The following is a 22626-nucleotide window of genomic DNA, read 5'->3' as shown; positions in this document are numbered from 1 at the left end:
GGATGAATTTTATGATCAACATTTACTAAAAGTAATTGCAGCATAATTTAAATATTTAGAGCGGATTTATCACTTATAAAACTGAATTGAGTGGTCTAATTAACGGAACCACATTAATTTGTATTCAATCCATGTTGCAAAGCGACTGAAGCAATTGAAACGTCCGGTGCTTTACAAGCCTGAACGATCTGCTGTTTAAATTCAGCACTGCATGTTCTTCGTTTTTTCTCAAGAGATGTGATGGATGTCTGGTTATTTGTAGTCATAAATTTAGTCCCCACTTGTTTTTAAGTAGGGACTAAATTAAGGCTTATAGGATGAGTTCATAAGGTGTGTTCAGCGAACGCTTACGTTTTGAATAGATTTAAGAAATTAGGCAGACCTCATACCCAAGTTGTCACTTGAATTTGTATAACTTAGGGAAGATCTATATCTAAAGCCTTTATGCAACAGAGTCGTTTTTATCCTAGGGTCCTTACCACTTGTATTCTTTACGAACATATATCTAAAAAAGTGTAGCAAGTTGCTACACTTTTCGCTAGATCAGCTCTTTACCAAAAATATCATTCAGTCTTTCACGAATACTTTGAACGAATTCCGGATTGTTTTTAAGTTTATGCTTCATATTTCGTTTAAAGTCATTCAGCCCCATACCAATTTCAGCAAAATCCATTTGGAATAAAGTGTCATTAATGACAATATTTGCTTGAGAGTCAGTGAGGCATCCTACTTTTTTAAACCACTTCTTGAACTGCTGATAATTTTCATCATTATTAAAAATATACCAAGAACGTACATTCGTATCGAATTTAGCCCCTAATTCTTTTACGGATGCATTGTCTTCAAATGGAACATCAAGATAGATTTTTTCGATCACTGCAATTTCATCCAGTGCCTTATCAGCAATCCGATGATGCAGTTTAAAATTCACACCTACAATTGGACGGCCTTTCTTAACGGTTTCATACTCTAATTGTAGATCTGTATTTTCGTTAATTTCTGCCACTATTTTGTCTAATACATAGCGTCTAAAATCTACCCAGCGATCATATTTGGTTTCATTAATATCAATCAGTGCTTTCAAGTTTTCTAAAAGTAATGGCACTTCATACCTCTTTTGATTGGCGTACTTAAATTCGTTTTTAATGAAATAAGTATAAAGACTCATACTGGCAACAGAATCTAGGGCAAAAAGATGTTTTAGCTGATAGGTAGTAAAATTACCCCCAGCCAGTTGAGTGAAATACGGCAACACCTCACTGGTAAAACGAATCTGAATTGCATTTTTAGAGTCATCTTCCCATCTTAACTCACGGATAATGGGAACGACAGAATGTACTTTTTTAGTCTTTCTCTTACCATTATCAGCAGGCTCCTCAATAATAAAATGAGCTACTCGGGATGAAAGCTCTTTATAGATCCGATCTATTGCAACATTAATTGAATTACGTTTATTTAATCCTAGTAAATCTGCCAAATCATCCTTATACAAATAAATATAAGTTTGTTCGGTAATTTCACTATCTACCTTATTTTTCTCACTATAATTCGCAACCGCCATTGCATATAGAAGTGCCTTATATTCATTGGATGACAACTCGATTGGGCGAATTAATCGGTTACTGGTACTGACAACGCCATTATGGCGAATGTTGCCTATACAGTAGGGAATATAATTCGTTTCTTCTTGCAATGGTTCAGATTCTGTCATAACCGTGATATTTATAATTTGACTTAGTTTTTATATACAAAAGTGGAAAAACTTTCAAGACTTTCACCACAAGATTCTAAAAGTGGAAGGTCCGTCATCAAAAAAAGCGTTATTATCCGGTTTTTTGCCTTTAAAGTGGAATTAAATAAAATATTTCCACCCTACAGTGACAGACCTTCCACCTTTAGCCCCCGAAATTACAGTTTAGAATGACTATTTTTATTTTTTCACCCACATTCAGATAGGTTAAATTAAATAGAAACCCTGATGTGACAAGGCTTCCACCTTTCAGTTAGATTCGAAAGGTATAACTGCACATATAATCATCAGGAAATATCCAATAAAAACAGATTATCCACAGGTTAAAAATATACAGTGACAATCGTTCCACCTTTAAGGCTTAGTTACGAGACTTTATTAACATATTAAATAATTGTTTTTTAAATTATTTTTAAATAAAAATAGCGGTTTAAAAAATAGCAGTGACAAACCTTCCACCCTAGTGACAGACCTTCCACTTTAGAGTGACAAACCTTCCACTTTAGAGTGACAGACCTTCCACTTTAGAGTGACAGACCTTCCACTTTATGGTGACAAACCTTCCACTTTATGGTGACAAACCTTCCACTTTTAAAACTCTAAGAATTTGTTTTATATAATAAAAATACACTCTTAATTGTTAATTAGCTAAATAACTAATTATTCTAATTATTAATTAAGCTAGCTTAGTTAAAGATTTATTTTTAAGCTGTTTTACATCTGAACAAATAGGATTTATAAATTTTAAAACTATAGTAAGATGAGTGAAAGTTATTTATATTACTAAACATTCAAATACGGAAGCATCTGACACGCATGTCTGCAAAAATTATTACTGTTGCTAATCATAAAGGCGGATGTGGCAAAACAACGACTGTTGTGCACCTAGCCTCAGAACTTGCCAATCTGGGCAACAAGGTTTTAGTCATTGATTTAGATCCTCAAGCAAACGCAAGTTTACACATTGGGATCCAACATCCAAGCGAAATTGTTGTGACTACAGCAGAATTACTAGTGGGCGATATTTCGTTGTTGGCAGATGCATTACAAGAAGAAACGAACTTTGAAAAAGTATCATTAATTTATGGTTCCTTGAATTTAGGAAAAACTGAAGACCAACTAAAAGAAGAAGCTCCCCGTCCTTCTGAAGAGTTAAATATCAAGTTAGAACTGTTAAAAGATCTTTATGATTTTATATTGATCGACTGTCCACCTAGTCTTAAATTATTAACCAGCAATGCCCTGGCATCTTCAACACATGTCATTATTCCTATCGAATCCGGATCACAATATGGATTGTATGGGGTAACAGATCTTTTAAATCATCTTGAAAAGATCAAACGTATTAATCCAGATTTAGAGCTTTTAGGCGCTTTACTAATTAAGCATGATGAACGTCAGAATGTTTGTAAGCTGATTCGGAATGAAGCCTTAAAACAGGTAGGAAAACTTTTAGAGACCACCATTCCTCAAAGTACTAAAGTTAATCAAGCAGCGATTCTGCAACAATCACTTTTGAATGTAGAAAAAAATTCAAAAGTACGTAAGGCTTTTGAAAGCCTTGCCAATGAAATTGTAGCTAAAGTTTAAACCTGAGAGTATTATGGCAAGCACCAAAGAGCTTTTAGCTCAGAAACTGAAACAGAATACAGAAAAACATCAGCAAGCACAGAAAGACAATATTAGAGAGCTGAAAGAGTTTAGACGTAATGTTCCTATTGAGGATATTAACCGCAGTCCAAACCAGCCGCGTAAATTATTTGAAGAGTCACAATTAAAAGAACTGGCGGATTCCATTAATGAAGTCGGTCTGTTGCAGCCCATTACAGTGCGTAAACTTGATAATCTGAAATATGAACTCATTGCAGGCGAGCGGCGCTTACGGGCGCACCAGTTACTCGGCAAGTCTGTGATTGAAGCGATTATCATTGATGCGAATAATGTAGAAGCATCTTTGTTAACCTTAGCAGAGAATTTAAAGCGTCAGGACCTGACAGATTATGAAATTTTTATTGGCCTGAACTCACTTGATGAGAAGTTAAAGAAAAACAAGCAACGTTTAGCCAATTCACTGGGTTTAAATCGCGAAGATATGTACAAGTATTTAGCATACGAAAAACTGCCTCAAGTAATTTTAAATGACCTTGATGTGGAACCAGGCCTACTAGGTCGTACTGCTGCAACTGCATTCAAAAAATTTCTGTCGGATCATATAGAGCAACTTTCTGAGGCCGAAAAGGCTTTGCTAGGGGCTTGGGAAAAAGTAAAAGACAAAAAACTAGAGCAAAGTAAAGTTACTGCCTATGCTGAAAAAATATTGAGTCAGGATCCAGAAAAACTGACCACAACATCTGTGGTTAGAAAAATTGAATATGCAGGTAAGATTGCGGGGAATATCAAACTCAATCAAAAACAGCTTAAGGTTTCTCTGAATATCTCGGAAATTGACGAAGCTAGTCTCTTACAACTAGAAGATTTTTTAAAACAGCTTATTAAGAAAAGTGAAAAAGTGTAGCAAGTTGCTACACTTTATTTGACAATCTCAAATTAGGGCGTGTTATCAATTAAGCCAGAAAGATCGCTGATAAGAAGTTTTGAGCCAATTTATCATAGCGTGTGGCAATAGCACGATATTGTTTGAGCTTGGCAAAAAAATTCTCGATCAGATGTCTTGCCTTGTAGATATGTCAATCATAATCACGCTGATCAATAGAATTACTTTTCGCTGGCATCACAACTTGACCCTTCGCCTCTAAAATTGGATCAATGACCCGATCCCTAGAGTTGTAGGCTTTATCCATAAATCAGGTCTGGCTCAACGATAAGTCCAGCAACACATCTGAACCGTTTGAACCGTACCGGGTTTGTCGGAGAGTCAATATTCTGAGAGACTATCCCGATGACAAAATTAAAATATACCCCTGAAATCAGAGAAAGAGCGGTTCAATTATTGATTGAATCTGAAAAAGATTATCCTTCTACTTGGGCTGCAATCACAGCAATTGCGCCTAAGATTGGTTGTACTCCTGAAACACTTCGTGCCTGGCATCAAAAGCATTTAGATCAGCTAAATCCTATTAAAGTACAACAGATATCTGATCAAGAAAAAATGAAGCAAATGGAACGTGAAATTAAAGAATTAAAGCGTGCCAATGAAATTCTACGTAAAGCAGCCGCTTTTTTCGCCCAGGCGGAGCTCGACCGCCCACACAAATAATGGTGGATTTTATCCATAATAATAAAGAGCTGTACGGAGTCGAGGCGATTTGTAGAATTTTACCGATCGCAGCTTCAACCTATTACCGGACTCTAGATCTCTGCGAAAATCCAGAACATCGAGCAAAGCGAGATTTACATGACTTGCATCATGCTGAGGAGATTAAACGAATTTGGAAGGAAAGTGCTGAATTATAATGTGATTACTTCGGTCCAAGACGTCATTAAAAATCACTTTCATTATGATTACATGAGTAGTCAGTTAAAAATTAAAAATACCGGTGTGTCTCATTTTGAGAGTCAGCACTTGGGTATTCCTTTAAGTCAAACCGCCACTTATATTGAACGTATTTCAAAATCAGATGATCTAGTGATTGAATATGACATCGAAATCTGGTCACAGGACAAAATTGAAATGACCTTAGATATTCAAGCATAAGCTTATATTTATATCCTGACCATTCAAATCCTAAAAAGTTAAATGTTTTTAGGATTTTTTTATTTTCTTAGATTAGCATTAGACCTCCTTCATAAATCATTCTTACTCAGTTGCAAATTATAAATTCCAGCAACTAGATTGAATCTCAAAAGGGGGGCTTTTAGCTCTATTGCGATAACGTTCTGAAAGCATTTTGAAAGTTTTTAGACTGCCAATCCATACTTAATTTCTATTCTTCTTTATTGATTTCCTGATTATAGATTTTTAGTTCAGGATCCAGTTTACAGCGGCTTTTGGCCTCTAATGGCAACAGGGTATTGGGAAGCGCGTTTGATTGAGGTTAAGCAGGCAGGGAAAATTAGACGTTATATCACTTTATTAATGGACCCAAAGACATATCCACTGATAGGCTTGGCGAAGCTTTATGCTCAGCGCTGGGAAATAGAAATGTGTTACCCAGAAATCAAAAGTGATTTACAGGAGGGCAAGCATTTGAGGAACAAGCAACCTGATTTAGTTTGTCAATAATTATGGGGGGCTTTATTGCCTACAATATTCTAAGAAGACAAATGAAACATATGGCTCAACGTGCAAAAGTCAGTCCTTTGAGAATCAGCTTTCATATTGCATCTATTGGCATTCTGAATATATTAAGATTCGACTCTTTAGACTCCGCAGGTAATTTACCTAAACATTTAGAAAGTTTACTGGAAAAATCTAAGAGATATGTTTTGCCTGAGAGGGGAGTGAGGAGTTGCCCACGAGTTGTGAAAGGAACACCACAGAAATACCCAAGAAAATGCCAGTCAATTTCTTAACTGACCGGCATCACTTTAATTAAGGGCTTTCAGATGATTCAGATTTTTTGTCTTTCTCATTTCCATAATCTAAAGCAACCTGTTGCGCTTCGGCGGCGGCAGTTGCTTCTATTGGGATGGATTCATCTGCAATAGCTACTGTTCCAGTAAATCCAAATAAGCTCAGGATTAGAATCTTTGAATACTTTTCCATCTGAATTTCCTCTGCGTTTCTAAAACTTAATTTCAGTGTAGAGGGTAAGTTTAAATTCCGATGTATGAGCTATGTCTGCATATGTAAGATATTCAGGATCCAAGTTATAGAACCTCGGGTTTATGTAAGAATACTTATCGGATGAGTTTTTTTGCAGCATTGACTGGCCAAATACAGACCGATTTTCTTGAAAATCTTTTATAGGGAAGATAATTTAATGGCAAATGATAAAAAGAGCATAGCAATGGTCAACTGCGGTAATCCCCCCTACAATAAAATCCAAGAAGACATAAACAATATGAAACCAACTACGATGAAATGGATCGGCAATAATATTGAGTTAAATGACATGCAGGGTGTCCATACTTTCTTATTAAGTTTAGAAGAAGAAGGTGGTGTTGATTAATCGCAGTATGTCATGAGTCTTATACAGGACATCGCCCAGTACATAAGGTTAAGTTTGAAAAGAATTAGCACCTCCTCTGAGAGATTTTTCTTTACCAGCCCTGTTTTTGTAACATCTAGTAATTTTTTTGTAACCTTATTGTTATTTATTGTTAACTTTGTTTATTATATAAAAGATAAAAGGTGGAGAATTTAAGATGCTCACTAAGGTCGAAGCCATTGTGATTTTACTAATGGTAATTGCATTAATACTCATTATTTATGAAATGGGACAAGGACTTAATTGGACTTTATAAACGCTTTCTCAGTTTAAAAAAAGTCCTCAATTGATGGCATTAATTTATTTATCAGAAGTTTCAGAATTTTGATTTTATACTTGGCTGACTAAAGATGAATAATATCTATATTGGTGATATTGTTTACCTAGTTTACGGTAGTCATCCAATGATGGTTGAAAAATTGCAGGATAATTTAGCTACTTGTATATGGTTCAGTGATAAAAAACATTTTTTCCGTGAGAATTTTCCCTTAAATATCTTAATAAAAAAAACCTAATTCAACAAAATATACCTGGGCGAATTCAAAGCTAATAGTGTACAGGTCATTTCGACCATGGCATGTGTTACTGATCTGAACAATGAATCACTGGTAGAATTTGCTGCTGAGGAACATGGATTTAAAGAGCTAGTTAGTGAAGTCATGAAAATGAATTACGGTGCATTTCAAAACTATGTTATCGCTTGAACTGAGGATCAGAAAGCTTGTTTGAATTGATGTATTTCATCCGCAGATTATGCGCGAATGCTAAGAAATCTGGAGTTCGAATATTAACCAAAAAGAAGATCATTTTTTGATTTATGCGAGAGATCTATTTTATTTTTATATTTATAAGGCTAAACTTGCCTCCAATTTAATACTGGTATGTACCACTTAATTTTAGGGCGTGTCTTCAATATTAAATGTATTTAAAAATACTGTTTGCATGTTCGCCTAAACAATGATTTTCCATTATTACATAATGATCTGGCCCAGGAATATTGATAATGACCACAATGACTGATGATTTAGGTCATGGTATGGGCAATGCCTGGGAACATAAAGACTGGGCACATATTTCTGATCCAGAATTACAAAGTCTGCAGCAGCATTATTCCTGTTTACAAGGTCATATTCAGATTTTGTGGTGTAGTCCCCGGCCATTTTCATCTGCGGCGCTGGTCAAGGTGGAGCAGGATTTTGTGAGCAGGGATGAAGCAGTCGCGCATCAGTATTTGATCAAGCGCAGTCATTGTTCATTTCGGCGTGCCCGCGATATTTTACAGGAGCATGCCGTTCTTCAGCATTTAGCCAGCAAAGAAATTCCTGTTGCAGCATTGATTAGGTCAAATCAAGATCTGACTGCTTTAGAGCTGGGTGACTGGACCTATGAAGTCTATGCAAAAGCAGCCGGTTTAGATCTGTATGCAGATCAGCAATCCTGGAAACCTTTTTTCTATGCTGAACATGCCGCCAAGGCAGGGGCTTTACTGGCCAGACTACATCTGGCGATGCAGGATTTTCCCGAACAGCAGGGCAGATCAGCATCTTATTTGATTTCCAATCAGCAGCTTTTAGACAGTGAAAATATCATTACAGCCATTCAACAGCGCATTGCAAACAGTTCAGAATTAAGCCGTTATTTTGCCGATAAAAATTTAGATCCTTACTTTTTAGATCGAATCTTACAGGTTCACCAGCGTATTCAGCCTGTATTGCAACAGGCAAGCAAAATTTGGACCCATAACGATTTACACGCTTCTAATCTGTTTTGGTCAGCGCCGGATGCCAAAGCTGAAATTACTGTCGTAATTGATTTTGGTTTATCTGACCGAAACTCTGCACTTTATGATCTGGCTGTGACGATTGAACGTAATTTCATTGATTGGTTGGAATTAGAGCAGAGCCCACATATTCAGATTGATGAAGCTGGTTTAACTGCCTTTCTACATGCTTATTTTTCTGAAGTACATCCACAAGAAGATTTTAGTATTTTGCCAGAACTACTGAAAATCGTGCATTTGGATTTCGCTTTTTCAGAGCTTGAGTATTTTGTTGGGATTACTCAAAACCAGCAACATGCAGATGCTGCTTATTACGACTGGATTATCGGTCATGTGGACTGGTTCTTTGGCGAACAAGGTCAACAATTTACCCAGACCTTAACCCGGCTCATTCAAGATGAATTGCAATCTTCTCAATGCTCTCTCTAAACCCAGCATCATCACCCACTTCACAGACATAAGGTTTCGTATGAACACTCGTCAACTCAAACAGAATGTATTAATCCGATCTTTAAATATGATCATTCTGTCGCAGCTGTGTTTAGTCCCGCTGACTTATGCTGAAGACGATGTTCAAAAGCTTGACACGATTGTTATCACAGCCGATCAAAGCATTCCTTACTCGAGTGCTAAAGTGAATGTTGAGGGATTTGCTACGGACAGTCTGCAAAAAATACCTGCATCGGTCTCTATTTTGACTGCTGATCTTATTGCTGAACAACATGCTCGTGTGCTGAGCGATGTTATAAAAAATGATGCAGCCATCGGTGAGGGCTATGCTGCAATTGGCTATTATCCAAACTTTGTCTCGCGTGGCTTTGCACTCGATTTGGCATCTAGCTACCTCATTAATGGCAATGTGATTCGTGGTGAACAAAACGTCGCACTTGAAAATAAAGAACGTGTGGAAATTTTAAAAGGCATGTCCGCGATTCAAAGTGGGATGTCGACCCCGGGTGGGGTTGTGAATTATGTCACCAAGCGACCGAAAGATATTCAGGCACTGACATTCTCGGCCGATCAACACGGCCAGTTTTCAGTGGCAACTGATCTCGGTGGTTTTTTGGGTGATGAGCAACAATTCGGATATCGCATCAATCTGGTGAATGAACAGATGGAGTCTTATGTCGATCATGTGGATGGTGAACGCTATTTAGCGGCATTGGCCTTAGATTGGAAAACATCTGAGCAATCTAAATTGGAATTTGATCTTGAAGCACAGCGTTCAGAACAACGATCAGTGCCAGGTTATCAATTACTGGATGGCAAAGTCCCAGAAAATGTGAAATGGGAGCGTTTACTTGGTTATCAGACTTGGGGTAAACCGGTCACGATCGATAGTCTGAATAGCAGTTTAAAATATAGCTATGCATTGAATGATGACTGGAACTTGGGACTCGTTGCAGCACACAGTAAATCCAGAGTTGATGACTATTCAAGCTTTGCTTATGGTTATTATCGGGAAGGCTGTCTGGAAGAGTATTCCTGTAACACGTTTGGTAAAGCTGGCGAGTATGATATTTATGATTTTCGTAATCCGGATGACACCTTTAAAACCAATCAATTTAAAGTCAAATTGGATGGGGTGATTGATACCAATTGGGTACAACATTATCTACATTTTGATATTACACAAACCAATAAATCGCGAGATCGTTTTGCTGGTGTCAATGAATGGAAATGGATTGGTGTAGGTAATATTTATACAGAAACCATAGATTTTTCCCCAGTAACAGCGAATGCTGGACCAAAATATCAAGTACTTAAAAGTAAACAAACTGCATTTACAGCATTAGACCGTATTGAATGGAATAAACAGTGGTCTACTTTGATTGGCGGAAAATGGATTGAGCTTGATGAGCAAGCTTATGGTGAAGGTCAGGTAAAAGTACGCGATACCGATTTAGGCAAATTTTTACCGCAATTTGCGATCAGCTATAGCCCCTTGGAATCGACTACCGTCTATGCCTCGTATGCTAAAGGCCTGTCAGATGGAAAAACAGCGCCTTGGTTTGCAGAGAATGCGGCTGAAACTCTAGCACCGATCTATTCAGAGCAATATGAAATTGGCCTAAAACAACAGATCAAGCAGTTTTTATTGACTGCCTCGCTATTTGATTTACGCCAAGACAACCAATATAGCAAGCCGATTTCAGGACTTCGCTATTTTATTGCGGAAGGCGAACAGCATAGTCAGGGCCTGGAATTAGGACTGAATGGTGCATTAACCGACCATCTGGCCTTAACTTCATCTTTAGCCTTGACCAAAGCCCGTTTAGAAAATGTGGAAGCGGTTGAATATGGTAATCATCAGGCGCAAAACGTGCCAAAAGCTCGTTTCGCAACACATCTTCGCTATAACGTACCGAGCATTGCAGGTTTCACTGTTCTGGCAGGTGGTCAATACAGTTCCAGCAAATATGCCAACAAAGAGGGTGCTGCGAAAGTTGCAGGTTATAGTGTGGTTGATTTAGGCGCTGCTTATCAATTTAAACTAAATACGACCGATGCATTGCTACGCTTGAATATTAATAATCTGTTCAACAAGAAATACTGGCGTGATGCAGGTGAATTTTTGGGTGACGATTATTTATTCTTGGGTTCGCCGCGTACAGCAACCTTGTCATTCAATCTGAACTTCTAAATTGGCTGCTTAATCAGGTTATATTGCTATGGAAAATATAGAAATTGCAGCGTTTATTTTAAACGTTTTAGGTGTCTGGTTGACCTCCAAACAATATAAAGTCTGCTGGTTGGTGAATATTGTCGCTGTATTTTTATATATGATTATTTTTTATCGTGTCAATTTATTTGCAGACGCAGCATTACAAGCCGTATTTATCTTGATGCAACTGTATGGCTGGTATAGCTGGTCGAAGAAAAATCATGACCAGGCTATCACCGTGCAGATTGGCTATTTGAATAAAAAAATCTGGGTATATAGCCTGATTGTGGGTATTGTCGCCGGTCTGGTGATTGGCGCCTTATTTGCTCATTTCACCACAGCATCACTCCCTTGGTTGGATTCCATGTTGGCTTCTTTTAGCTTGGTGGCAAGTTATTGGGCGGCAAAAAAATATATTGAAAGCTGGGGATTATGGTGTGTGTTAGATGTGATTTATGTCGGCATGTATAGCTATAAGTCATTGTATTTAACCGCCGTGCTTTATTTTATTTTTATTCTTCTGGCACTCAATGGCTGGAGAATGTGGCGAAATCTTTATAGAGTGAAATTATCTTGAAATGACACTATTGCAAATAGAAATTTGAGGTGATGCTCTTTCCTTTAAAAAAAGTATTTATAGACTAAAAACTTTATTTGAATTGGCCGCAGCTTGAAGATGTTGCTGATATTTTGTGAAAGCTAGCTACCATACATTCAAAGCGAACCGAAGTTCGCTTTGAATGTATTTCACTTCTTAAAAGAACCCGGCTGGTTTGGTCGAATAGCTCACTAACAGATTTTTGGTTTGTTGATAATGATCCAGCATCATTCTGTGATTCTCACGCCCAATCCCTGATTTTTTATAACCACCGAAAGCCGCATGGGCAGGGTAGATGTGATAACAGTTAGTCCAGACCCGACCTGCCTGAATAGCACGGCCTGCACGGTAAGAGGTATGCGCTGAGCGTGACCAGACACCGGCACCGAGTCCATAAATCGTATCATTGGCGATCTTGATCGCATCATCAAAGTCTTTAAAGGTGGTCACAGCCAATACAGGCCCGAAGATTTCATCCTGGAAGGTCTTCATGTCATTGGTGCCTTTAAAGATAGTCGGCTCAATATAGAAACCTTGACCCACTTCCTGACGTGCTTCACCACCAGTCAGGATCTGTGCGCCTTCTTCACGACCAGTGGCAATACAGCCCAGAATCTTGTCCTGCTGTTCCTGTGAGGCTTGCGCGCCAATCATGGTGTCAGTATCCAGCGGATGCCCGGTTTTAATCCGTTTCACCCGTTCAACGGCACGCGCCAGAAATTCGTCAGCAATACTTTCCTGGATCAGCGCACGCGATGGACAGGTGCAGATTTCACCCTGGTTCAGGGCAAACATGGCAAAACCTTCCAGCGCTTTGTCCAGATAATCGTCTTCCTGATCCATAATGTCGGCAAAGAACAAGTTTGGTGATTTACCGCCAAGTTCCAGAGTCACCGGAATAATATTTTCAGTCGCATATTGCATGATCATCTGACCCACTGCGGTGGAACCGGTAAAGGCAATCTTGGAAATACGGGGATTGGTCGCCAGTGGACGGCCGACTTCGACCCCGTAGCCATTGACGATGTTCAACACGCCCGGTGGCAAAATATCCTGAATCAGTTCAGCCAGCACCAGAATGCTGACCGGAGTCTGTTCTGCAGGTTTCAACACAATGCAGTTGCCCGCAGCCAGGGCAGGTGCCAGTTTCCAGACAGCCATCAGAATCGGAAAGTTCCACGGGATAATCTGACCCACGACCCCCAACGGCTCATGAAAATGATAAGCAATCGTATCTTCATCAATTTCGGAAATGCCGCCTTCCTGCGCACGAATACAGCCGGCAAAATAACGGAAATGGTCAATAGCCAGCGGAATATCGGCAGCCAGCGTTTCACGGATCGGTTTGCCGTTATCCCAGGTTTCTGCCACTGCCAGCAGTTCCAGATTTTGTTCCAGACGATCGGCAATTTTCAACAGAATATTGGAGCGGGTGGTCGGCGATGCTCTGTTCCATTGTTCTTTGGCTTTGTGCGCTGCATCCAGGGCCAATTCAATGTCTTCTACAGAAGAACGCGGAACCTTGGTAAAGACTTTGCCATCTACCGGAGAGATGTTGTCAAAGTATTCACCTTTGACCGGAGCGACCCATTCGCCGCCAATAAAATTCTCGTATTGTGCTTTAAAATGAACTTTTGAATCAGGTTGATTAGGATCGACGTAACGCATATTTATTTCCTTTGCTTATTTTCGTATGGCAAAACCGCTTCTACAGCTTTGGTATAAGGTACTTCTGCATCTTATTTGATTAATATAACTGGTATAAGGTTGGAAAAAGGTTGGAGCTAGCATGTTCACGATATTTTCATCCATTTTAAAAAAATAACGATTACAGCGGATGTAAATCATGAATTGTTGTGAGAATAAGGAATGATGACAAAACAAGATTTGATGGAAAAAAGGCACAATACTGATCAGCTTCGGCAAAACAGCAGTTTGTCTCCCTTACATGCAGAACAGCTGGGACAGAGTATTGCCAGCTCCTGGCAACGTTCATCCTCGGCTGAAATCCCGAAGAATCGTTTAGCAGCACCGCTGACGGATTTAAAAAAGACCACTTCTTCCTCAACTTTAGCCCAAGCCCTGCAACATTGTGCTCAGGATTTAAAACATATTGCCGAGCAATCTTCTATGGTGCTGGCGGTCGGAGATATCGGCAGCACCATCATTTGGGCAGCTTCTAGCCCACAAATGCAAAGTGCCGCAGAAAGTGTACATTTTATTGAAGGTGGGCAATGGCGCGAAGAGCTAGTCGGAACCAATGCATTGGCATTATCCTTAAAAACTCAACAATCCAGCTGTGTCTTTTCCAGTGAACATTACATGTCCTCCATTCATGATTGGGTTTGTTACGCTGCCCCGATTATTGATCCCTATTCAAAACAGGTCTTAGGTGTCATTGATCTGTCAACTACCTGGCCAAAGCATAACAGTTTAGCACTACTAGCTGCGGAGCGCTGTGCTACGATCATCCAGTCGGCTCTACTAGAATGCCAGAAGCAGCGCCTGTTTATTCGAGCTTTTTCAGTACCTCAAGTGCTGTTTAATGGCAAGATGTTGGTTCTGACTCCTCGACAGATTGAAATTCTGACCATTCTAGCCTTATGTCCGCAGGGTCTGAGTCTAGATACATTGCATCAGGCCTTATATGGCGAGCGCAAGGTCAGTATGGGGACTTTAAAAGCAGAAATGTCACAATTACGCGATTTATTAGGTGGTATGCTGGGTTCCAGACCCTATCGTTTATTGGCGCATGTAGAGGCTGATTTTTTAATGACAGAGCAATCTTTAGATGCTGGGTATATCGATTCAGTCTTGAAATTATGTACCGGCGTATTTCTGGCCAAAACAGAAAGTCCATTTCTATGCGCTTGGAGAGATTGTCTGGAATCACGCCTGAGCGATGCCATTTTCAAGGCTAATGAAACCGATGTCTTGCTGAAACATGTGGCACATTTTCCTGAAGCGATTGATGCTGTAGAACGCCTGATTGAACTGATGCCCAAAAACCATCCCGTTCATCAGACTCTGTTAAAATATAAAAATCTTTAAAGCTGATGTAACTGTCGGTACAAAGCTAAACAGTTAAAATAGGAATATTCTGGAATATTAAGTATTATCCTTGCTTACTGTGAGTTTACTTATTAATTTAGACTGAACCTGATCCTAAAATTTTTATCAGTGGCTACCCAGTTTGCTGTTTGCCTAGATGCTTGATATCAGCTACGCTCACCTTCATGTCATTTGAAGGACGCGCAGTTTATTCCTCAGGGATCAAATATAATCGTAAGATAATACGCTATGAAATTTTATTTATGGCTAGAACGGGCTAAAAAAATAGTGGCATTTTTCTACCATGGGATTAATGTCGATATTCATAATGAAGGGGACTTCATAAAAAAGAAACACCCCCCGCTTTTATCCTCTTATGAAGGCAAAAGGATCAGCCAGGAACAGGAAAATGCATGTCTGCTCTTGGCACACTTCCTCAGGAAGTGAAACAGGGGCTGTTAAAAATGTAAGTCAGATACTTGGAGAGAATACTTACATTGAGGTACTACATCGCCGCTTTAAAAATATCTACCACTTGGGCATGGTTGGCTTTACGTGGATTGGTCAACATGCAGGCATCTTTTTGTGCATTTTCCGCCATGATGGCCAAGTCAGCTTCTTTTACATTCAATTCCGTCAGCCCAGATGGAATACCAATTGAAGCCGAAAGCTGACGAATGGCGCCAATCGCTTCATAAGCTGCTTCAGTTACGGTTAAGCCTTCTGTATTCACCCCCATCAATTGGGCAATTTTGGCATAACGTTCAGGACAAGCAATCAGGTTAAATTCACAAACATGGGGGAGCAGAATTGCATTACAAACACCATGCGGCAAGTTGTAGAAGCCTCCGAGCTGATGTGCCATCGCATGCACATATCCTAAAGAGGCGTTGTTAAAGGCCATTCCGGCAAGATATTGGGCATAGCTCATGGCATCCCGTGCTTCCAGATTATCCCCATTCGCCACTGCCAGGCTAAGCCATTCGCTGATCATGGTAATCGCCTTTTCTGCACAGGCATCAGTGATTGGATTTGCTGCCGTAGACACATAAGCTTCTACTGCATGCGTCAAGGCATCCATACCTGTTGCCGCAGTCAGCCCTGCAGGTTTGGCCAACATAAGTTTAGGGTCATCAATCGCAATGAGTGGTGTACAACGCCAATCTACAATCGCCATTTTCACATGGGTATCGGTATTGGTAATGATACAGAAACGTGTCATCTCCGAAGCTGTCCCTGCCGTAGTATTGATTGCAATCAGTGGTGTCATCGGGACGGTACTTTTATCAATCCCTTCATAATCACGGATATGTCCGCCACCTGCAGTGACTAGACCAATGCCTTTGGCACAGTCATGTGAGGAACCCCCACCTAACGATACAATAAAATCACAGGCATTTTCATTATAAGCTGTAACTCCATGATGCACGTTAATATCAGTTGGATTGGGTTCCGCGCCTGGGAAAATATAACTGTCAACACCCGCCTCTTTCAAATAATTTGCAATATCATCTGCAACACCAAATTTAAACAGCCCCGCATCAGTTACAATCAGCGCTTTCTTGGCACCTAAATTTTGTGCTTTTATCCCGATTTCTTTAGCACAGCCCGGACCAAAAAGTGAAACACAGGGAATATAAAAACCGTTAGTTTGATCTGAAATATTTTTAAAAGCCATGGCGTGATTCCTTCTACCATTAATTGATTATTTTATCGGTGACCCTCACCGTAATATAAGTATTGGATGAAGTTAAAAAGAATCCTACCTACCAAATACCTACCAATTTAAATTTCTGATTCTAGCCAAAATAATGAATCTGAAATATTTAAAAGTAGGTTGCCAAGGTTTAGCAGATACTGGGTAGATTGGTTCAATAGAGGGCATGTAAGTAGCGCACTAGGCTGTTTACTACTTTCTGATTTTAAATAAATACTAAAATGCTTTATTCATTTTTAAGATAAAGATAAAAAGTACAGGGCTTAGAAATACCCATAGAGCCACAAAGCTAATACTGTAGCTAAACCGGGTCCGTAATAAAACCATTACGACGAATAAGAAAATACCTGCAGCGAACTTAGTGTACGTAGGAAAATTCGCTAAAAAAGCGTAACGAGATTTTCGGGTTTTTAGGATCTGCTTTGCACTTACCGCATAAAAGGCAAAGCAGCTTAGCCATAAAAGAACGGTTACTGCGATCCATATCATGTGGAAGACTCCTGCTGCGCAGATTTTAGTTTGGCCTGAATTTTATTGACCGCCTTTTGCTGAATGGGCGTAATTTTCTGGTGTAAAAAGAGGGCAAGCAGTGCCAAGCTCCACAACATCAGATCGATTCGCAGAAATGGCCAGTAAGTTGTAAAAGAATCAATATAATCATGGAAAATGAGATAATAAATATTGATCAGCGGCAGCATAAAAGCAGTACCAATCAGGATTTTAAGCTGAATTTTCCATAAATATTGCTGCGGTGTTAAACATGCCAGAATGAAACTGCCGAGCCAAATACTGAAAAAACTATAAATCTCATAATTTGGTGCACCTACAGGGATGCTGATAAAACGATTCGCATAGAGATAAGCCAGCATGGCAATCGGCAAGCCAAGTATCATGGTGATATTCAAGCGGTTCACCAAATAATGTCCGAGATGAAACCGCGCTGATTTTTTCTGCATCTGGCGTTTCAGACTCCACAGCAGCAGACCGGAGGCAATCATGGCGCAGCCCAATATGCCAGAGAAAAACAATCCTAAACGTAAAGCAGGTTCAGCAAAACGTGCCATATGCAAACCATACATGCCGGCATTGAGTGTGGCAATTGCACTTTCATTGCGTGTACTTTCAAGCAATTTTCCGGTAGCTGCATTTAAAATAAGCTGTGCTTGATTTCGGGTAATGGAATGATCTTGGAGTTGGGTTAATGTTATTTGTGCCAGCTGGGTATTGGGCTGCTTGACCGTGATATTGTCAAATTCCGCATATCCCCAGTGTTGCTGTGCCGTGGTGATAAAATGTTGAATTGGCAGCATCTGGGTTTTCACAGGAACTGAGGGGGTGGCTGATGTATTGATTGTGCGAATTTCTTCAAAATATTGAAAGGGATTGTCTGGATAAAGCTTTTTCATACCGGAAGGCAGCACGATATAAAAGAAAATCGCCAGCCCGGTAAATGTCATGGTCAAAAAGAACGGCAGGGCAATCACTGAACTGACATTATGAAAATCCAGATAGGAGCGCTGCCCCTTAAATGCTCTTAAGGTAAAAAAGTCTGTCAGGATTTTTTTATGGGTAATGATTCCTGAAATCAGAGTCAATAACATGATAAAGGCAGCGACCGTCACAATGAGGCGACCGATGGTGTAGGGCATACCATAGAGCTGAAAATGAAAATTATAGAAAAAATCTCCCCCTTGTGTGGCTGAAAGCTGTAATTCTTTTCCTGTCGAAGCATTCAGGGTTTTGACTTCATAGCCACCATCCGCTTTTTGCCAGTAGACTTTATTCACCGGTGAGTCTTGATTGGCGACTACGATATACCAGTTTTGGGCGTCCGGTGCATGCTGCTGTAAATAGCTGTAAGCAGATTTTAAGGCAGTTTCCTGATTGACTTGCATTGTGGCAAATTCAGGCTGCATCCATAGACTGATTTCATGTCGGTAATAGGTGACCGCGCCTGTTAAAAAGATCGCAAAGAGTAACCAGCCAAAGCTTAAACCCAGCCATGAATGTAAACATGCCATGGATTGACGGACAGATTTATGCATGGTTTAACCTATGAAGCGGGAGAAGAGAAATAAAATAAGTAAAGGAATCAGGCTATAGATAGAAAGCTTTTTTAAACTTTGGATACAGAAGATTCCAATCACAAAACAAACATAAAAAATCAGGGCAGTAAATGCAGCCAAATAGACAGACTCAGCTTTAGGCAAATAAGCTTGTAAAAAGTAAGCCAGATCGAGTGCGATTAAATAACTGCACAAGTAGCCAATGCCAAAGGTCATGCCTAAGCGATAGAGAATGGCAAGTGGCTGCACTACAATAGACATCATATTTGGCCTTGAATAAATCTATACTGATGAAAATCTAAAAACTTAATAAACAAAACTTAAAGTCGTTACCAGATACTGTTTTTTATAGGCCTGCTGATTCAATTTTCCTGCCTTGTCTGCTTCTTTGCCAACTTCAATGACATATTGACCTTTCCATGGCGTGGCGATCGTAATCTGGCCTTGGCCGTTGGTGGTGTATTTTTTTAGCCAGAATTGCGGGGAAAAGACTGTGACTTCAACATCCGCAGCAGCTTTACCCTGATACAGTACCGTAAATGTATTGCTGTTGATCTGAGTCGGGACAATATCTAGTTCTGACTCTGCTTTCAAGTTTTGTCTGCCGGATTTGGCATGATAGCTCAACAATGATTCTCCATAGATCAATTCATGACTGAGCTGGACATCTGTCTGGCCTTGGGTCGCATAAAGCAAATGATCTTGTTGCATTTGAGGACTAAAGCTTTTTCTAGACTGAACGGCCTTTGCTTGATTAAAAGACTTCAAGGCACCTTGCTGCGTTTCTTTAAGCTGTTCACTATATTCACCAAAGAACGCATGAGTCTGCTGATTTGTGCCACGTTCCAGCCAAAGCATATGCGCCTGAGCTGAAAGTGTCATAGACAGTCCGAGGGTCAGAGCGATCATTTTTTTCATTTGTTTTACCTGTTTTTGTGTATGTAGTGATGATTTAGCCCTGAACATGTCGTCAAAGCTAAGTTTGAAAATCAGTATTTAAATTTCACAGCAACGCTGTAATTTGCTGGTGCACCATAAAAACCTTGCTGATTCGGGAAATTGAACAGATATTTTTCATTGGTCAGGTTATTACCATTGGCTTGCAAGGTCATATGCTCATTCAGCTCATAGCTGGCCATTAAGTTCACGAGCGCATAAGCATCCTGCTCAATGATTCCAGCTTTCTGGGTAATCACTCCATTGGCGGTTGCTTCAGGCACATCTAGATAGGTCTGATCTTGCCACTGCACACCAAGGCCCAGTTTCAGTTTTGGAAGTTGCGGCACCTGATAGGTAGTTAAAAGATTAAAAGACTGGGTTGGATTGAAGGTACGCGCATCACCGCCATTGATCAGATCTTTCAGGCTAAACTGGGTATAACCAAAGCTTAAGTTTAAATGGTCGCTCAGTTGTCCCGCCAAGCCGAACTCGTAGCCTTGGGAACGCAAGTCACTAACCTGAGTCTTGCGTAAAGTCGGAATACCATCAGAATCACGAAGCGGATAATTACTTTGCTCCGTTCTAAACACGGCCATGGTGGCGGTAAGCTTGTCATCTAGCCAAGAACCTTTGACTCCGACTTCATAGCTTTCACCTTCGATCGGCTTGTTAATGCTGCCATCATCTGCTTTGGTGGTTTGCGGACGGAAAATCGAGGTATAACTCAGGTAACCTGTATATTCAGGGCTAAAGTTATAGGTCAAACCGGCATAGGGTAAAACTTTATCTTCATCATAAATGGTGTCGGTCCCATAACTGCTACCACTGCTTTCAGCCTGAACATAGTTCGCACCTAAAAGCAGTTTCAGATCATCATTCAGATGCAGTCGGGTCGCAGCATAAAGGCTCTGGTTCTTCTGCCGGATATGCATTTCCCCACTGGTTTTCGATAGATCCCAGCTTGGTTCTTCTGGTGTAAAGCTGGCTAAATCTGTGGTCAGCGGATTGACAAAGCTGCCAGCATAACCCAATTCATCCAGACTATTCTTGGCCCAGACATAGCCCAATGAGGCTTCATGGTGTTGTCCCCAAAGCGGATAGGTGCCGCTAAAACTCAGGCTGGCTTGTTGTTCTGTATTATCATCAATATACATGCCTGGGTAGAGGAAGATACCTGAAGTGCCATTTGCGCCAGGTTTTCCAGACAGAAACAAGAGTTTTGAATCACGTTGTGTGCGTTTTTCATCATAAGTCAGTTTGGCTGTCCAGTCGCCTGCCAGTTTTCGTTCAAGCTCGGCAAAGTAACTTTTAATATTGCTATCCCAATAGGTCCAGCTTGGGCTGTAATTATAATTCCGTGAGTAACTGAGCTGCTCACCTTCGGTATTGATCAGTGGATTAGAACCCCAATTCACACCATTCGGCTTATGATTGCTTTCAGTATAGCCTGCGGTCAATAGGGTTGTGTCAGTTACATCTGCCTCCACAACAGCACCTATGCCGTTCTTTTTCAGTTCATAACGATCCAGATAACTGTCACCATTCTGTTTATAGCCAAATACACGGCCTCTGATTTTTCCATCCTGGGTGAGAGGAGAGGATATATCTGCTTCATAGCGCTGCGTATTCCATGAACCGTAACTGGCATTCAAGGCTGCCTGAAGTTCCTGAGTAGGGCGTTTGCGAATCATGTTAATGGTTGCACCAGGATCGCCAATTCCATTATTTAAGGCATTTGCGCCTTTCACCACTTCGATACGGTCAAACAAAAAACTGTCCGGATTATCATTATTATAATTATAGCCTTCGAGTGGAATACCAACGCCATCCACTAAAACATTCGAAATCTCGAAACCTCGGGCAAGGTAGGAGCTCCGTTCCGTTTCCTGATTGTTGACAATAATGCCAGGGGCATTACGCAGTACTTCCCGGGTATTATCTAAGGCAAAGTCATCCAGTTGCTGGCGAGTGATGACATTGACTGTTTGCGGCGTTTCCTTGAGTGGAATATTCAGTTTTGAGGCGGTTGACGAATTTTGGATGATATAAGCCTTACTCTGTTCGGAGCTGAGCTCACTCTGTTCTGATTCCGCTGTAACTGTAATCGTCGGTAATTGCTGAGTATCATCGGCAAAACTTTGCTGGGACACTAAAATTGCAAGACTAAGAAGAGAAAGCTTAAATGATGGAGGAACGGTATAAAACATTTTAGTTAATGTAAATGATAATGATTATCAGTAATATTATTGTTTAATATCTCTTAAAGCAATCTCAATATAATAGGAAATCCAAATGAAAAATGAGTTAATGATAGGTAAATCTACAAATAAAAGTTTAATGTAAGGAGTAGGGAACAATAAAATATCACTGTTAAAAAAAGATGTTATTACCTTACTTTTGTGCTCCTGAACCAATTTGTTTATATACTGCACTATAAATTTTCAAATCCTCAATCTGGAGTGACTTTGTTGCATAAAGGCTTCAGAGATAGATCTTTTCTAAGTTACTCGAATTCAAGTGACAACTTGGGTATGAGGTCGACCTAATTCCGTTAATTTATCGCCTAATAATTTAATGCAATACATTTTGGTTTTGACCAAACTTCGCCGATGATAGCCTGACCATTTTTTCCATAGTGTCCTGCCTAAACGTTTAACTGTTCGAAGTAATTCATTTCGTTCTAGCGAGCTACTCTTTGTATCTTTCCATGGTTTCGCATTTTTCTAGGTGGAATCACCGCATATGCTTACCGGTCTGCAATGACTTGACGGCATTGCTTGGTGTTATAAGCCTCGTCTGTATAAACTGAATCAATCTGTTCATCCAACGGAATTTGATCAAGTAACTCCCCAAGGATTCGTGAATCACTCACATTATTCGTTGTGAGCTGAACTGCTCGTATTTGAAGAGTTTTAGCATCTATAGTGGGTATTGGTATGTTGAATGTAG

General features: G+C 40.0%; 16 protein-coding genes, 6 pseudogenes and 1 other annotated feature. Of the genes and pseudogenes, 10 read left to right on the top strand and 12 right to left on the bottom strand.

The genetic code is table 11. The features are described 5' to 3' along the window. Nucleotides 1–116: 116 nt before the first annotated feature. A pseudogene (locus tag Q9R21_RS14125) lies at nucleotides 117–266 on the bottom strand (transposase); the annotation flags it as partial. A 272-nt stretch (nucleotides 267–538) separates the two neighbouring features. Continuing rightward, a complete protein-coding gene (locus Q9R21_RS14120; protein ID WP_311204723.1) occupies nucleotides 539–1711 on the bottom strand; it encodes a RepB family plasmid replication initiator protein in 1173 nt (390 codons plus the stop codon). Nucleotides 1712–2566: 855 nt separating this feature from the next. On the opposite strand from Q9R21_RS14120, the gene Q9R21_RS14115 reads away from it, so the two are divergent. Beyond that, on the top strand, nucleotides 2567–3340 hold the full coding sequence (locus Q9R21_RS14115) for a ParA family protein (RefSeq protein WP_004647772.1): 774 nt from the start codon (nucleotides 2567–2569) through the stop codon (nucleotides 3338–3340). Between the two features lie 13 nt (nucleotides 3341–3353). Continuing rightward, complete coding sequence (locus Q9R21_RS14110; RefSeq protein ID WP_311204722.1) at nucleotides 3354–4265, top strand: ParB/RepB/Spo0J family partition protein; 912 nt, start codon at nucleotides 3354–3356, stop codon at nucleotides 4263–4265. Between the two features lie 49 nt (nucleotides 4266–4314). On the opposite strand, the pseudogene Q9R21_RS14105 reads toward Q9R21_RS14110, so the two are convergent. Beyond that, a pseudogene (locus Q9R21_RS14105) lies at nucleotides 4315–4437 on the bottom strand (transposase); the annotation flags it as partial. 212 nt (nucleotides 4438–4649) lie between these two features. Between Q9R21_RS14105 and Q9R21_RS14100 the strand changes: the two are divergent. The 3 pseudogenes from Q9R21_RS14100 to Q9R21_RS14090 all read left to right on the top strand — a co-directional run. After that, nucleotides 4650–5155: pseudogene (locus Q9R21_RS14100) on the top strand (transposase); the annotation flags it as partial. Continuing rightward, nucleotides 4925–5041, top strand: a sequence feature (AL1L pseudoknot). Its footprint overlaps the pseudogene before it by 117 nt. Next, nucleotides 5151–5405: pseudogene (locus Q9R21_RS14095) on the top strand (UTRA domain-containing protein); the annotation flags it as partial. The pseudogenes Q9R21_RS14100 and Q9R21_RS14095, both read left to right, overlap by 5 nt. A 315-nt stretch (nucleotides 5406–5720) precedes the next feature. Continuing rightward, nucleotides 5721–6223: pseudogene (locus tag Q9R21_RS14090) on the top strand (DDE transposase); the annotation flags it as partial. A 19-nt stretch (nucleotides 6224–6242) separates the two neighbouring features. Here Q9R21_RS14090 and Q9R21_RS14085 read toward each other — a convergent pair. Further along, nucleotides 6243–6416, bottom strand: coding sequence for a hypothetical protein (locus Q9R21_RS14085; RefSeq protein ID WP_004281965.1), 174 nt, complete (start codon nucleotides 6414–6416; stop codon nucleotides 6243–6245). 217 nt (nucleotides 6417–6633) lie between these two features. Here Q9R21_RS14085 and Q9R21_RS14080 point away from each other — a divergent pair, with 217 nt between their 5' ends. The 4 genes from Q9R21_RS14080 to pnuC all read left to right on the top strand — a co-directional run bounded on the left by Q9R21_RS14080 (nucleotide 6634) and on the right by pnuC (nucleotide 11883). Continuing rightward, nucleotides 6634–6822, top strand: a complete 189-nt coding sequence (locus Q9R21_RS14080; RefSeq protein ID WP_164542878.1) for a hypothetical protein — start codon at nucleotides 6634–6636, stop codon at nucleotides 6820–6822. A 1042-nt stretch (nucleotides 6823–7864) separates the two neighbouring features. Beyond that, a complete protein-coding gene (locus tag Q9R21_RS14075) occupies nucleotides 7865–9070 on the top strand; it encodes a phosphotransferase (RefSeq protein WP_311204721.1) in 1206 nt (401 codons plus the stop codon). 40 nt (nucleotides 9071–9110) lie between these two features. After that, entirely contained in the window at nucleotides 9111–11285 is a 2175-nt protein-coding gene (locus Q9R21_RS14070; protein WP_311204720.1) for a TonB-dependent siderophore receptor, read from the top strand. Between the two features lie 28 nt (nucleotides 11286–11313). Next, nucleotides 11314–11883, top strand: a complete 570-nt coding sequence (gene pnuC / locus Q9R21_RS14065; protein ID WP_004281962.1) for a nicotinamide riboside transporter PnuC — start codon at nucleotides 11314–11316, stop codon at nucleotides 11881–11883. Between the two features lie 177 nt (nucleotides 11884–12060). Here the strand turns inward: pnuC and Q9R21_RS14060 are convergent, their stop codons facing one another. Beyond that, nucleotides 12061–13572, bottom strand: coding sequence for an aldehyde dehydrogenase family protein (locus tag Q9R21_RS14060; RefSeq protein WP_005093765.1), 1512 nt, complete (start codon nucleotides 13570–13572; stop codon nucleotides 12061–12063). A 201-nt stretch (nucleotides 13573–13773) separates the two neighbouring features. Here Q9R21_RS14060 and Q9R21_RS14055 point away from each other — a divergent pair, with 201 nt between their 5' ends. Further along, complete coding sequence (locus Q9R21_RS14055; protein WP_311204719.1) at nucleotides 13774–14955, top strand: transcriptional regulator; 1182 nt, start codon at nucleotides 13774–13776, stop codon at nucleotides 14953–14955. Between the two features lie 505 nt (nucleotides 14956–15460). Here Q9R21_RS14055 and Q9R21_RS14050 read toward each other — a convergent pair. The 7 genes and pseudogenes from Q9R21_RS14050 to Q9R21_RS14020 form a co-directional block, all read right to left on the bottom strand. After that, on the bottom strand, nucleotides 15461–16633 hold the full coding sequence (locus Q9R21_RS14050; protein WP_086044961.1) for an iron-containing alcohol dehydrogenase: 1173 nt from the start codon (nucleotides 16631–16633) through the stop codon (nucleotides 15461–15463). Nucleotides 16634–16888: 255 nt separating this feature from the next. After that, on the bottom strand, nucleotides 16889–17161 hold the full coding sequence (locus Q9R21_RS14045; RefSeq protein WP_311204718.1) for a hypothetical protein: 273 nt from the start codon (nucleotides 17159–17161) through the stop codon (nucleotides 16889–16891). Next, nucleotides 17158–18717, bottom strand: coding sequence for a PepSY-associated TM helix domain-containing protein (locus Q9R21_RS14040; RefSeq protein ID WP_311204717.1), 1560 nt, complete (start codon nucleotides 18715–18717; stop codon nucleotides 17158–17160). The genes Q9R21_RS14045 and Q9R21_RS14040 overlap by 4 nt, the downstream gene beginning before the upstream one ends. 3 nt (nucleotides 18718–18720) lie before the next feature. Continuing rightward, on the bottom strand, nucleotides 18721–19002 hold the full coding sequence (locus Q9R21_RS14035; RefSeq protein WP_311204716.1) for a hypothetical protein: 282 nt from the start codon (nucleotides 19000–19002) through the stop codon (nucleotides 18721–18723). Nucleotides 19003–19044: 42 nt separating this feature from the next. Then, nucleotides 19045–19656, bottom strand: coding sequence for a DUF4198 domain-containing protein (locus Q9R21_RS14030; RefSeq protein WP_004733134.1), 612 nt, complete (start codon nucleotides 19654–19656; stop codon nucleotides 19045–19047). 71 nt (nucleotides 19657–19727) lie between these two features. Then, entirely contained in the window at nucleotides 19728–21884 is a 2157-nt protein-coding gene (locus tag Q9R21_RS14025) for a TonB-dependent siderophore receptor (RefSeq protein ID WP_311204715.1), read from the bottom strand. A gap of 306 nt (nucleotides 21885–22190) precedes the next feature. Further along, nucleotides 22191–22626, bottom strand: a pseudogene (locus Q9R21_RS14020) (transposase); the annotation flags it as partial.

The sequence above is a fragment of the Acinetobacter sp. RG5 genome, from assembly GCF_031844265.1.
GTDB lineage: Bacteria > Pseudomonadota > Gammaproteobacteria > Pseudomonadales > Moraxellaceae > Acinetobacter.
This window is presented reverse-complemented; position numbering and strand designations above follow the sequence as displayed.

What these genes read in the sequence shown, in the direction of transcription:
- Q9R21_RS14120 (WP_311204723.1), bottom strand. Translation starts at nt 1,711, where the DNA reads ATGACAGAATCTGAACCATTGCAAGAAGAAACGAATTATATTCCCTAC.
- Q9R21_RS14030 (WP_004733134.1), bottom strand. Translation starts at nt 19,656, where the DNA reads ATGAAAAAAATGATCGCTCTGACCCTCGGACTGTCTATGACACTTTCA.
- pnuC (WP_004281962.1), top strand. Translation starts at nt 11,314, where the DNA reads ATGGAAAATATAGAAATTGCAGCGTTTATTTTAAACGTTTTAGGTGTC.
- Q9R21_RS14075 (WP_311204721.1), top strand. Translation starts at nt 7,865, where the DNA reads ATGACCACAATGACTGATGATTTAGGTCATGGTATGGGCAATGCCTGG.
- Q9R21_RS14085 (WP_004281965.1), bottom strand. Translation starts at nt 6,416, where the DNA reads ATGGAAAAGTATTCAAAGATTCTAATCCTGAGCTTATTTGGATTTACT.
- Q9R21_RS14035 (WP_311204716.1), bottom strand. Translation starts at nt 19,002, where the DNA reads ATGATGTCTATTGTAGTGCAGCCACTTGCCATTCTCTATCGCTTAGGC.
- Q9R21_RS14045 (WP_311204718.1), bottom strand. Translation starts at nt 17,161, where the DNA reads ATGATATGGATCGCAGTAACCGTTCTTTTATGGCTAAGCTGCTTTGCC.
- Q9R21_RS14070 (WP_311204720.1), top strand. Translation starts at nt 9,111, where the DNA reads ATGAACACTCGTCAACTCAAACAGAATGTATTAATCCGATCTTTAAAT.
- Q9R21_RS14025 (WP_311204715.1), bottom strand. Translation starts at nt 21,884, where the DNA reads ATGTTTTATACCGTTCCTCCATCATTTAAGCTTTCTCTTCTTAGTCTT.
- Q9R21_RS14055 (WP_311204719.1), top strand. Translation starts at nt 13,774, where the DNA reads ATGATGACAAAACAAGATTTGATGGAAAAAAGGCACAATACTGATCAG.
- Q9R21_RS14115 (WP_004647772.1), top strand. Translation starts at nt 2,567, where the DNA reads ATGTCTGCAAAAATTATTACTGTTGCTAATCATAAAGGCGGATGTGGC.
- Q9R21_RS14110 (WP_311204722.1), top strand. Translation starts at nt 3,354, where the DNA reads ATGGCAAGCACCAAAGAGCTTTTAGCTCAGAAACTGAAACAGAATACA.
- Q9R21_RS14040 (WP_311204717.1), bottom strand. Translation starts at nt 18,717, where the DNA reads ATGCATAAATCTGTCCGTCAATCCATGGCATGTTTACATTCATGGCTG.
- Q9R21_RS14080 (WP_164542878.1), top strand. Translation starts at nt 6,634, where the DNA reads ATGGCAAATGATAAAAAGAGCATAGCAATGGTCAACTGCGGTAATCCC.
- Q9R21_RS14060 (WP_005093765.1), bottom strand. Translation starts at nt 13,572, where the DNA reads ATGCGTTACGTCGATCCTAATCAACCTGATTCAAAAGTTCATTTTAAA.
- Q9R21_RS14050 (WP_086044961.1), bottom strand. Translation starts at nt 16,633, where the DNA reads ATGGCTTTTAAAAATATTTCAGATCAAACTAACGGTTTTTATATTCCC.